Source organism: Actinoplanes sp. NPDC019969, assembly GCF_055562375.1.
The window spans coordinates 1-12,923 of record NZ_JBVHFK010000012.1 but is presented as its reverse complement, the minus strand read 5'-3'; the positions used below and the strand labels follow the sequence as shown (position 1 = coordinate 12,923).

At 75.1% G+C, this 12,923-nt stretch carries 3 protein-coding genes; all 3 read left to right on the top strand.

What is annotated here, in order from left to right; translation table 11 throughout:
* The first annotated feature begins 25 nt into the window (after positions 1 to 25).
* The gene (locus tag ACZ3II_RS31490; RefSeq protein ID WP_465522090.1) at positions 26 to 1,228 is read left to right on the top strand and encodes a cytochrome P450; all 1,203 of its coding nucleotides are present in this window, start codon (positions 26 to 28) and stop codon (positions 1,226 to 1,228) included.
* Between the two features lie 146 nt (positions 1,229 to 1,374).
* Positions 1,375 to 9,024, top strand: a complete 7,650-nt coding sequence (locus ACZ3II_RS31485; RefSeq protein ID WP_465522088.1) for an amino acid adenylation domain-containing protein — start codon at positions 1,375 to 1,377, stop codon at positions 9,022 to 9,024.
* Positions 9,021 to 12,923 (top strand): amino acid adenylation domain-containing protein (locus ACZ3II_RS31480; RefSeq protein ID WP_465522086.1); only part of this gene is annotated, 3,903 nt, incomplete at its 3' end. The genes ACZ3II_RS31485 and ACZ3II_RS31480, both read left to right, overlap by 4 nt.

Below are 12,923 nucleotides of genomic sequence, written 5' to 3'. Positions count from 1 at the left end.
CGGCCTCTTCGGATGAAGGAGAGCCATGACGACATCACTCATCCCGGCCCGCCCGTCCACGAAGGACGGCGGCGCCGCACTGCTCGCCTGGTTGCGGCGGATGCGCGACGACAACCCGGTCTGGCGCGACGAGTACGGCGTCGTGCACGTCTTCCGGTACGCCGACGTGCTGCGCGTCCTCAACGACCACGAGACGTTCTCGTCGGACATCAGCCGGATCATGCCCGATCAGAACCCGCTGTCCCGGGACATCCTCTCGGTGATCGACCCGCCGCTCCACCGCAAGCTGCGCCGGCTGGTCAGCCAGGCGTTCACCCTGCGCACCATCGCGGACCTGGAGCCGCGGATCCGCACGATCGGCGCCGGCCTGCTCGACGGGATCGGGACCGACGAGTTCGACCTCATCGACACGTTCGCGTACACGCTGCCGGTGATGGTCATCGCGGAGTTGCTCGGCGTCCCGGCCGAGGACCGCGTGCTGTTCCGCGGATGGTCCGAACGGATGCTGTCGAAGGAGTTCGACGACCCGGTGGCGATGCAGTTCGAGAACGACGACGCGGAGTTCCGTGAGCTGATCGGCACGCCGATGGAGCAGATGCGCGAATACCTGGCGCAGCACTGCGAACAGCGCCGCGCCAGGCCCACCGGTGACCTGCTGAGCCGGCTGGTCGCCGCGGAGGTCGACGGCGAACGGCTCGCCGACCGCCAGGTCGTGGACTTCGCCTGCCTGCTGCTGATGGCCGGGCACGTCTCCACCACCATGCTGCTCGGCAACACCGTGCTGTGCCTGCGCGACGACCCCGGACTCCAGGACCGCGTCCGCGCCGACCGTACGCTGATCCCGGCCGTGCTGGAGGAGGTGATGCGTACCCGTACCCCGATCACCCTGGCCAGCCGGGTCACCACCACCGAGGCCGAGGTCGCCGGGACCCGGGTGGCGGCCGGCAGCATGGTCATGCCCTGGCTGCTCTCCGCCAACCACGACGAGCGGGTCTTCGCCGAACCGGACCGGTTCCGGCCCGGCCGGCCCGACGCGCAGCAGCTCGCGTTCGGGCACGGGATCCACTACTGCCTCGGTGCGCCGCTGGCCCGCCTGGAGGGCCGGATCGCGCTGGAGCTGCTGCTGGACGCGTTCACCGACATCCGGATCACACCCGGCGCGGAGGTCGCGTACCACCGCGAGGGTCTGTTCGGGCCGCGTGTGCTGCCGGTCACCGTACGCCGCTGACCCGTCCCCCGAAACGCCCCCGGCCGGAGCATCCGGCCGGGGGCGTTTCGTGTGCCCGGCCCCGGTGACAGCGCTTTGTCAAGGTCCTGTCAAAGCCGCTCGGCAGACTCCCTCTTGCCCGACATCCCTAGGCGAGAGGTAGTCCGATGCCCGTCCTGCCGTTGACCGCCGCGCAGCTCGGCGTCTGGTACGCGAGCCGCCTCGACCCCGGCAACCCGGCCTACCAGGCGGGGGAGTACGTCGAACTGAGTGACGTGGACCCGGAGCTTCTCCGCGAGGCGATCCGGCGGACCGTCGCCGAGGCCGAGGCGCTGCGGGTCCACTTCGGCCAGGACACCGACGGCAAGCCCTGGCAGGCGGTCCGCGACGGCGACGTCCCGGTGACCGTGGTCGACCTGAGCGGTGAGCCGGACGCCCGGGACCGCGCCGTGGAACGGATGCGCGGCGACCTGGCCGTCCCGGCCGACCCCGCCGGCGAGCACCTGGACAGCCACACCCTCTACCTGGTCGGCGACGGCATCGTGCTCTGGTACCACCGCGCCTACCACGCGCTGCTGGACCTGGCCGGCTTCCGGATGGTCGCCGCCCGGGCCGGCGAGATCTACACCGCGCTGGCCGCCGGCGAGCCGGTCCCGGCGAGCCCGTTCGGCACGCTCGCCGATCTGGTCGCCGACGACGAGGACTACCGCCGTTCCCCCCGGTTCGCCGCCGACCGCGACCACTGGGCCCGGCCGCTTCCCGACCCGGTCACACCGGCCGGGCGCGCCGCCCCGGTCGGCAACGACTTCCACCGCGGCACCGCCCATGTCGGCGCGGCCACGCTGGCCGGACTGACCGCGCTGGCCGACGCCGCCGACACCGCCTGGCCCACCGCCGTGGTGGCCGCCGTGGCCGTCCACCTGAGCCGGATCACCGGCGCCGCCGAGCAGGTCGTCGGGTTCCCGGTCGCGGCCCGCTCCCGGACCGCCCGGCACACCCCCGCGATGGTCGCCAACGTGGTGCCGCTCGCCCTCACCGTCCGTCCGGCGCAGACCGTCACCGGCCTGTTCACCGAGGCCGCCACCGAGATCACCGCGGCGTTGCGGCACCAGCGGTACCGGCGGGAGGACATCCGCCGCGACCGCATCACGGCAGGTGACGATCGTCCCCTCCACGGGCCGGTGGTCAACATCCTGACCAGCGGTGACCAGCCCGTCTTCGCCGGTCGCCCGGCTGAGTGGCACAGTCTCTCCACCGGTCCGGTCGAAGACCTCAAGATCACGATCCGGCCGGCCGGCGACGGACTGCGCCTGGACGTCGACGCCAACCCGCACCTCTACACCGCGGCCGACGCCGGCGGGCACGCCGCCCGCCTCGCCGCGCTGCTCGACGACCTGGCCGCCGGTGAACCGGACCGGCCGGTCGGCCGGCTGCGCGCCGGGGAGGCCGTCGCGACACCGGTCACCGCGGACCTGCCCGCCGTCCCGCCGCCCGCCGCCGGCGCCACGCGGGTCACCGGGAGCACCCTCCCGGCGGCGTTCGCGGCCGCCGCGGCCGCCCACCCCGGCGCGGTCGCCGTCAGCCATGACGGCGCCGAGACGACCTACGCCGAACTGGACGCCCGCGCCAACCGGCTGGCACACCGGCTCGCCGCCCGCGGCATCGGCCCCGAGGACATCGTCGCGGTGCGGCTGCCCCGCGGCGCCGATCTGGTCGTCGCGCTGCTGGGCGTGCTGAAGGCCGGCGCCGCCTACCTGCCGGTCGACCCGCGTTACCCGCAGGCCCGGATCGACTACCTGATCGAGGACGCCGGCGCCCGCCACGTGATCACCGAGGCCGACCTGACCGGCCTCGACGGCGGACCGTGCCCCGCCCCGGAGGTTCCGCACGCGGACCCCGGCCACCCGGCGTACGTCATCTACACCTCCGGCTCGACCGGCGCGCCCAAAGGCGTGGTCGTCACCCACCGCAACGTGCTGCGGTTGTTCACCGAGACCGCGGCCTGGCTGCCGTTCGGCCCGTCCGACGTGTGGACCCTGTTCCACTCGTTCGCCTTCGACTTCTCCGTCTGGGAGCTGTGGGGCGCGCTGCTGCACGGCGGCCGGCTCGTGGTCGTCCCGTACGAGGTGTCCCGCTCCGCCGAGGACTTCCTCGGCCTGATCGCGGCCGAGCGGGTGACCGTGCTCAACCAGACCCCGTCGGCGTTCTCCGTGCTCGACGAGGCCGACCGGGACCGGCCCGGGCGGACCGGCTCGCTGCGCCTGGTCATCTTCGGTGGCGAGGCGCTCGACCCGGGCCAGCTGCGCGGCTGGTACACCCGTCACCCGGCCGGCGCCCCGCGGCTGGTGAACATGTACGGCATCACCGAGACCACGGTGCATGTCACGTACGGCCCGCTGGACGGCCCGGAGAACGGCAGCCCGATCGGCGTGCCCATCCCCGACCTCGACGTCGAGGTGCTCGGCCCTTCGCTGGAGCCGGTGCCGCCGGGTGTCGTCGGCGAGATGTACGTCCGCGGCGCCGGTCTGGCCCGCGGCTACCTGAACCGCCCGGGACTGACCGCGTCCCGTTTCGTGGCCGCGCCCGGCGGCGAACGGCGGTACCGCACCGGCGACCTGGCTCGCCGCCGTCCCGACGGCGCCCTGGACTTCCAGGGCCGCTCGGACGACCAGGTGAAGATCCGCGGGTTCCGGGTGGAGCTGGGCGAGATCGAGTCCGCGGTCGCCGCCTGCCCCGGCGTCGCCGCGGCGACCGTGGTGGCCCGCGAGGACGAACCGGGCCGCCGGATGCTCGTCGCCTACGCCGTGCCGGTCCGCGGCGCGACGATCGACCCCGCCGAGGTGCTCGACCGGGTCGCCGCGCAACTGCCGGAACACTTCGTCCCGGCGGCCGTGGTGCCGCTGGACGCCCTCCCGCTCACCGTCAACGGCAAACTCGACCGCTCCGCCCTGCCCGCTCCCCGGTTCGGCCCGGAGACGGCCACGGGGGAGGCGGGCAGCGGCGACGACCCCCGCCTGGACATCCTGTGCGGACTCGCCGCCGGCGTGCTGAGGCTGCCGGCGGTCGGCGCCGACGACAACTTCTTCCGGCTCGGCGGCGACTCGCTGAGCGCCGACAAGCTCGCCCGCGCGGTCCGCGCCACCCTGGACGTGGACCTGGGCATCGCCCGGATCTTCCAGGCCGGCACGTTCGCCGCGATGGCCGCGGCGCTGCCGTCGGCACGGGCCGAGCTGCCCCCGCTGCGGCCCGCCGACCGCCCGGACCGGCTCCCGCTGTCGGCAGCGCAGACCCGCCTCTGGTTCCTCAGCCGGCTGGACAGCCCGGCCGCCACCTACGTGGTGCCGATCGGGGTCCGCCTGGACGGGCCGATCGACGCGGACGCCCTGCGCGCCGCCCTGGCCGACGTCACCGACCGGCACGAGATCCTGCGGACCGTCTACCCGGACACCGGCGGCGTGCCCTGCCAGGTGGTGCTGCCGGCCGGCACGGTGACGCCCCCGCTGACCGTCCGCCGGGTCACCGAGGCGGACCTCGACGCGGCCTTCGCCGACGCCGCGAGCCAGCCGTTCGACCTGGCCGCCGAGCCGCCGCTGCGCGCCCACCTGTTCGCGCTCGACGACGGCCGGCACATGCTGCAGCTGGCCGTGCACCACATCGCCTGCGACGGCTGGTCGCTGTACCCGCTGGGCCGGGACCTCGCCGAGGCGTACGGCGCCCGTCTGAACGGGACCGCCCCGGACTGGCGGCCGCTGCCGGTCCAGTACGCCGACTACGTGCTCTGGCAGCGCGACGTGCTCGCCGCCGGCGGGCCGGACGCCCCGGCACAGCGGCAGCTCGACTACTGGCGTACCGCCCTGCGGGACCTGCCGGACGAGCTGGCGCTGCCCACCGACCGGCCCCGGCCCGCCGTCGCCGGATACCGCGGTGGCACCGTCGCGCTGCGGATCGACCAGGACCTGCACGAGGCGGTCCGCCGGCTCGCCACCGAGCACCGGGTCACCGTCTTCATGGTGCTGCAGGCCGCGCTCGCCGCGCTGCTGACCCGGCTGGGCGCGGGCACCGACGTGCCGATCGGCAGTCCCGTCGCGGGGCGCGCCGACACCGCCGCCGACGACCTGGTCGGCTGTTTCATCAATACGCTGGTGCTGCGCACCGACACCGCCGGCGACCCGGCGTTCGCCGAGCTGCTGGCCCGGGTCCGGGCGACCGACCTGGCCGCCTTCGACCACGCCGACCTGCCGTTCGAGCGGCTGGTCGACGACCTCGGCGTGGACCGCTCGTTGTCGCGGCAGCCGCTGTTCCAGGTGATGCTCGTCCTGCAGAACACCCGCCGGGCCACCGCGGTCTTCGGCGGCACTCCGGGTGAGCTGCGCCCGGTCCACATCGGCGCGGCGAAGTTCGACCTGACCGTCGAGCTGACCGAGCTGGCCGGTGGCGGGATGGACGGTTTCGTCGAGTTCAGCCACGACCTGTTCGAGCCGGCCACCGCCGAGATGCTGGCCGGCGGCCTGCTCAGCGTGCTCCGCGCGGCAGCCGCCGACCCGCGGGCGCCGTTGAGCGCGCTGCCGGTGCTCGACCCCGGCTCCCGGCGGATGCTGCTCGAGGACTGGAACGACACCGCGACCGGCCGTGCCGGAGGCGACCCGGCCCGGCTGTTCGAGGCCCGGGCGGCGGCGGAGCCCGCGGCCACCGCGCTGATCGCCGGGCCGAGCCGGATCAGCTACGCCGAGCTGGACGCGCGCGCCAACCGGCTGGCCCGGCTGCTGCGCCGGCACGGCATCGGCCCCGAGCGCGGCGTCGCCCTGTCCCTGCCGCGGTCGCCCGACCTGGTCGTGGCGATCCTGGCGGTGATCAAGGCCGGTGGGTACTACACCCCGCTGCACGACGACCAGCCGCTGGACCGGATGCGCGCCCTGCTGGCCGGCGCCGGCTGCGGCCTGCTGCTCGCCGACCGGCCGGACCACCCGCTGGCGGGAGAGCTGCCCGTGCTCACCGTGGCCGGCAGCGCGGCGGAGGACGACACCCCCCTCGGCCTGCCCGCCCATGACCACCAGCTCGCCTACGTCATGTTCACCTCGGGCTCGACGGGACTGCCCAAGGGCGTCGGCGTCACCCGGGGTGACGTGGTCGCGCTGGCCACCGATCGGGCGTTCGCCGGTGACGCGCACCGGCGGGTGCTGCTGCACTCGCCGCACTCCTTCGACGCCTCCACCTACGAGCTGTGGGTGCCCCTGCTGCACGGCGGCGAACTGGTCGTCGCGCCGCCCGGCCCGCCCTCGGTCGCCGAGCTCGGCGACCTGATCCGCGACACCGGGATCACCGCGCTGTGGCTCACCGCCGGGCTGTTCCGGGTGATGGCCGAGGAGCGCCCGGACTGCTTCGCCGGGGTGCGCCAGGTGTGGGCCGGCGGCGACGTGGTGCCGGTGGCCGCCGTACGCCGGGTGCTCGCCGCCTGCCCGGGAATCACCGTCGTCAACGGGTACGGCCCCACCGAGACCACCACGTTCGCGACCTCCCGCCCGACCGCGGAGGTCGCGCCCGGCCTGGCCCGGCTGCCGATCGGCCGTCCCCTCGACGACATGCGGGTCTATGTGCTCGACGGCCGGCTCGCTCCGCTGCCGCCCGGTGTCGTCGGTGAGCTGTACATCGCCGGCGCCGGTCTGGCGCGCGGCTACACCGGCCAGCCGGCGCGCACCGCCGAGCGTTTCGTCGCGGCCCCGTACGGCCCCGCCGGCGACCGGATGTACCGCACCGGCGACCTGGTCCGCTGGACCGTCCCGGACGGCGGGACCGGCCCGGGCGAACTCGAATTCGCCGGCCGCGCCGACGACCAGGTCAAGATCCGCGGTTACCGGATCGAGCCCGGCGAGATCGAACGCCGGCTCGCCGCGCTGCCTGACGTGTCGGCCGCCGTGGTCGTCGTCCGCGAGGACCGGCCCGGCGACAAACGGATCGTCGGCTACGTGGTCGGCGGCGACGGCCCCGCCCCGGAACCGGCCGATCTCCTCGGCGCGCTGTCGGCCACCCTGCCCGGCTACATGATGCCGGCCGCCGTCGTGGTGCTCGGTGAACTGCCGCTGACCCGCAACGGCAAAGTGGACCGGCGGGCCCTGCCCGCGCCCCCGGAGCCGGGCGCCGAGCGGCCGCACACCGCCCCGCGAACCCCGGTGGAGGCGCGGCTCGCCGGGCTGTTCGCCGACGTCCTGGGTCTGGCCGAGGTGGGCGCCGACGAGGGGTTCTTCGCCCTCGGTGGCGACAGCATCACCTCGATCCAGCTGGTCAGCCGTGCCCGCCGGGACGGTCTGCTGATCACCCCGCGGCAGGTGTTCGAGCACCCCACGGTGGCCGGCCTGGCGCGCGTCGCCACCCCGCTGGAGACCGCGCCGGTGGCCGCCGCCGGCGAGGAGCTGGGCGATGTGCCGCTCACCCCGGTGATGCACTGGCTGCGCGAGCGTGGCGGCCCGGTCGACACCTTCAGCCAGTCCATGTGGGTCACCGTGCCGGCGGGGGTGACCGAGACCGGCCTGCGCCGCGCCCTGACCGTCCTGGCCGGGCACCACGGCATGCTGCGCGCCCGGCTGCTCCGTGACGGGCAGTGGCGGCTGCACGTGCCGCCGCCCGGCGGTGACACCGGCGAGCTGCTGACCACCGCCGTGCCGGGCGCCGACCCGGCGGCCGAGGCGCGCGCCGCCCGGGCCCGGCTCGACCCGGCCGGCGGCGGGATGCTCCGGGCGGTCTGGTTCCCGCAGACCCGGCGGTTGCTGCTGGTCGTGCACCACCTCGCCGTCGACGGCGTGTCCTGGCGCATCCTGCTCGCCGACCTGGCCGCCGTGGTGGCCGGCGGTGAACCGCAGCCGGTTCCCACCCCGTTCTCCACCTGGGCCCGGTCGCTGTCCGGGCGGGCCGCCGCCCGCCGGGCCGAGCTGCCCCGCTGGGAGCGGATCGCGGCGACCGCCGACCGGCCGCTGTCCACCGCGCCGCTGGACCCGGGCCGTGACACCGCGGCCACCGCCGGGCACCTGAGCCTGACCCTGCCCGCCGAACAGACCGCGGTCCTGCTCGGTTCGGCCCCCGCCGCCTTCCACGGCACCGTCGACGACGTGCTGCTCACCGCGTTCGCCCTGGCGGTCGCGGACTGGCGGCGGCGGCGCGGCAGCGGCGACGACCCGGAGGTGGTGCTCGACCTCGAGGACCACGGGCGCCGCCTGGACGACACCGACCTGTCCGGGACGGTCGGCTGGTTCACCGCGATCCGGCCGGTACGCCTCGACCCGGGCCGCATCGACCGGCACGACGCCCTCAGCGGCGGTCCCGCGCTGGGCCGGGCCGTCAAGGCGGTCAAGGAGCAGCTGCGCGAGCTGCCGGACCACGGCATCGGATTCGGCCTGCTCCGGCACCTCGACCCGGAAGGGCGCCGGCGGCTGGGCGGGTACGGCGTACCCCAGCTCGCCTTCAACTATCTCGGCCGGTTCACCGCCGGCGACACCGCCGACTGGGCGGCCGTGCCGGACGCCGAGGCACTCACCGGGGGCTCCGGCGCCGCGCTGCCCCTGGCACATCTCATCGAGCTCAACGCGGTCACCGCCGACCACCACGACGGCCCCCGGCTGGAGGCCACCTGGTCCTGGGCGTCACGGCTGGTGCCCGAGGCGGACGTACGTGACCTGGCCGGCACCTGGTTCCGCGCCCTGCGCGCCGTGGTCACCCACCTGCGGCGCCCGGACACCGGTGGCCGTACACCGTCCGACCTGCCGCTGGTGTCGCTGAGCCAGGACCAGCTCGACCTACTGGAAGCCGCATGGAGGGGTACGAAATGACGCCGTCGGGACTCGCTGACGTCCTCCCGCTCACACCACTGCAGGAAGGTCTGCTCTTCCACGCGGAGCTGGCCGACGACGACGTGGACGTCTACCACGTCCAGCTGGTGTTCTCGCTCGCCGGGCCGGTGCGGGCCGCGGACCTGCGCGCCGCGCTCGACGCCCTGCTGGAGCGGCACCCCAACCTGCGGGCCGGTTTCTGGCAGCAGGGCCTCGACCGGGCGGTCCAGGTCGTCCCGCAGCGGGCCGCGATGCCGTGGGCGGAGCACGACCTGAGCGGCCTGCCGGAGGCGGACCGCGCGGAGGCCGTACGGGAGATCCTCACGGCCGACCGGGCGCGACGGTTCGACCTGGCCCGGCCGCCGCTGTTCCGGGCCACCCTGCTGACCCTGGCCCCGGGCGAGCACCGGCTGGTGCTCACCACGCACCACATCCTCATCGACGGCTGGTCGATGCCGCTGCTGACCCGCGAGTTGTTCGCCCTGTACGGCGCCGGCGGTGACCCGTACGCGCTGGAACCGGCGGTGCCCTACCGCGACTACCTGACCTGGCGTGCCGGGCGGGACAGCGACGCGGCCCGGGACGCCTGGAGCACCGAGCTGGCCGGGCTGGACGGCCCCACCCTGGTCGCCCCGGGCGCCGGGCAGCGCGCCTCCGCCCTGCCCGTCCAGCAGCACCGGGAACTGCCCGCCGGCCTCACCGCCGCGCTCGCCGACACCGCACGCCGGCACGGCCTCACCCTGAACACGCTGATCCAGGTCGCGTGGGCCGTCCTGACCGGTTCGCTGACCGGTCGCACCGACGTGGTGTTCGGCGCGACCACCGCCGGCCGGTCCCCGGAGATCCCCGGCGTCGAGCAGATGATCGGCCTGTTCATCAACACCCTTCCGGTACGTGTCACGCTGCGTCCCGGGGCGACTGTGCTGGAGATCCTCCGCGAGGTGCAGGAGCGGCAGGCCCGGCTGCTCGACCACCAGCATCTCGGGCTCGCCGAGATCCAGCGGCTCACCGGCCACGAGAATCTCTTCGACACGGTCGTGGTCTTCGAGAACTACCCGCTGGACCGATCGGTGCTGCGCTCCGAGGCCGCCGGCCTCCGGATGACCGGCATCGAGGTCAACGACGCCACCCACTACCCGCTCAGCCTGCTGGTCATCCCGGGCGAGCGGCTGCACCTGCGGCTCGACCACCGGCCCGGCGCGGTCGAGGCGGGCCCGCTGCTGGACCGCCTGGAACAGTTGCTGCGCCGCCTCGCCGCCGGGCTCGACGTGCCGGTCTCCCGGCTGGACGCGCTGGCGCCCGGCGAACGCGACCGGCTGCTCGCCCGCCGCGGACCGGACCACCCGGTCAGCGGCGAGACGCTGGCCGGCCGCCTCGCCCGTGCCGCCGCCGAGCACGCCGGCCGGACCGCGGTCACCCACGCCGGCGACGCGCTGACGTACGCCGAGCTCAACACCCGCGCGAACCGGCTCGCGCACGCCCTGCTCGCCGGCGGGTCCGGCCCCGGTGACGTGGTGGCGATCGCCGTGCCGCGGGGCCTGGACCTGATCGTGGCGGTGGTCGCCGTCCTGAAGACCGGCGCCGCCTATCTGCCGGTCGACCCCGGCTATCCCCGGGCCCGGATCGAGGCGATGCTCGCCGACGCGCGGCCGTCACACGTGCTCACCACCGCCGGCGTCGAGTTGCCCGCCGGCGTGGCGCCGCTGTTCGTCGACGATCCGTCGGTGACCGAGGGGCGGCCGGAGCACGATCCCACCGACGCCGACCGGCCCTCCCCGCTGACCCTGGAGCACCCGGTCTACGTCATCTACACCTCCGGCTCCACCGGGGTGCCCAAGGGCATCGTCCTGCCGGGACGTGCGCTGGCGAACCTGCTCACCTGGCGGCCCGAGGGTGGCCCCGGCACGGTGACCGCGCAGTTCACCACGATCAGCTTCGACGTCGCGGCCCAGGAGATCCTCTCCGCGCTGCTGGCGGGCAAGACGCTGGCCGTCGTGCCGGAGGACGTCCGCCGCAGCGGCGAGGACTTCGCGCGGTGGCTGGCCGAGGAACGGGTCACCGAACTGTACGGGCCCAACCTGGTCCTCCAGTCGGTGGCCGAGGCGGCGGTGGAGAACGGGATCGTCCTGCCCGGCCTGGCCCGTGTGGCCCAGGCCGGTGAGGCGTTCACCCTCGGCGCCGCGTGGGCGGACCTGCACCGCGACGGGTCCCGGCCGGCCCTGCACAATCACTACGGCCCGGCCGAGACCCACGTCGTCACCACCGCCGTGGCGCCCGCCGACCCGGATCGCTGGCCGGCGCATCCGCCGATCGGCGCCCCCATCGGCAACGTGCGCGCCTACGTGCTCGACCCGATGCTGCGCCTCGCCCCGGACGGCGTGGCGGGGGAGCTGTACCTCGCCGGGCCGGCGCTGGCCCACGGCTACCTCGACCGGGCCGCGCTGACCGCCGGACGGTTCGTCGCCGACCCGTTCGGGCCGCCGGGAGAGCGGATGTACCGGACCGGTGACCTGGCCCGCTGGAACGCCGGCGGGGAACTGGAGTTCCTCGGCCGGGCCGATCACCAGGTCAAGGTCCGCGGCTTCCGGGTGGAGCCGGGCGAGATCGAAGCCGCGCTGCTCGCCCGGCCCGGCGTCACGGCCGCCGTCGTGGTGGCCCGCGACGACGTGCTCGCCGGGTACGTCGTCGCCGACGACGACGTGGACCCGGTGGCGCTGCGGGCCGGCCTGGCCGGGACGCTGCCCGCCTTCATGGTGCCCGCGTCGATCCAGCGGCTTCCGGAGTTCCCGCTGACACCGAACGGCAAGCTGGACCGGGCGGCGCTCCCCGCGCCGGACGCCACGGCCGGGAGACGGCCGCCGCGCACCCCGCACGAGGCGATGATGTGCACCCTGTTCGCGCACGTGCTCGGCCGCGAGGAGGTCGGCCCGGACGACGACTTCTTCGAGCTGGGCGGGCACTCCCTGCTCGCCACCCAGCTGATCAGCCGGATCCGGAGCGTCCTCGGCGCCGGTGTCACGGTGCGCGAGCTGTTCGCCGGCCCCACCCCGGCCGCCCTCGCCGCGGCGGTACGGCCGGGCGGTGACGACCGCGCGCCGCTGGTCCCGCAGCCCCGGCCCGAGCGACTGCCGCTGTCGCACGCCCAGCAGCGCCTGTGGTTCCTGCACCGGCTGGAGGGTCCCAGCTCGACGTACAACATGCCGATCGCGGTACGGCTGCGCGGCCCGCTCGACACCGGCGCCCTCCGCCTCGCCGTCGGGGACCTGGTGCGCCGGCACGAGTCGCTGCGCACGGTGCTGCCCGAGATGGACGGTGAGCCGTCCCAGATCGTCACCGACGACCCGGTGGTGCCGTTCGAGGTTCGTGACGTGACCGCCGGCGCCCTCGCCGGCGAGCTGGCCGAGACCGGTCGCCGGCCCTTCGACCTCACCACCGAGCTGCCGTTGCGGGTCACGGTGTTCCGGGTCGGCCCGCGGGAGCACGTGCTGTTGCTGCTGCTGCATCACATCGCCGGGGACGGCTGGTCGCTGGCGCCGCTGGTGCGGGATCTGGGTACGGCGTACGCGGCCCGGTGTGCCGGTGCGGCGCCGGAGTGGGCGCCGTTGCCGGTGCAGTACGCCGACTACGCGCTGTGGCAGCGTGACCTGCTGGCCGAGGACGACCCGGACGGGCTGTTCGCCCGGCAGCTACGGCACTGGACGGACAACCTGGACGGCCTGCCGGAGAGCATCCCGCTGCCGGCCGACCGGCCCCGCCCGGCGGTCGCGCGCCACCGCGGCGAGACCCTGCCCTTCGAGCTGGACCCCGAGTTGCACCGGGCGTTGCTGCGGGTGGCGCGGGAGCACGACGTGACGTTGTTCATGGTGTTGCAGGCGGCGCTGGCGGTGTTGCTGACGCGG

Bases quoted from the DNA above. Each gene is read 5' to 3' on its own strand.
- ACZ3II_RS31490 (WP_465522090.1), top strand. From the start codon at position 26: ATGACGACATCACTCATCCCGGCCCGCCCGTCCACGAAGGACGGCGGC.
- ACZ3II_RS31485 (WP_465522088.1), top strand. From the start codon at position 1,375: ATGCCCGTCCTGCCGTTGACCGCCGCGCAGCTCGGCGTCTGGTACGCG.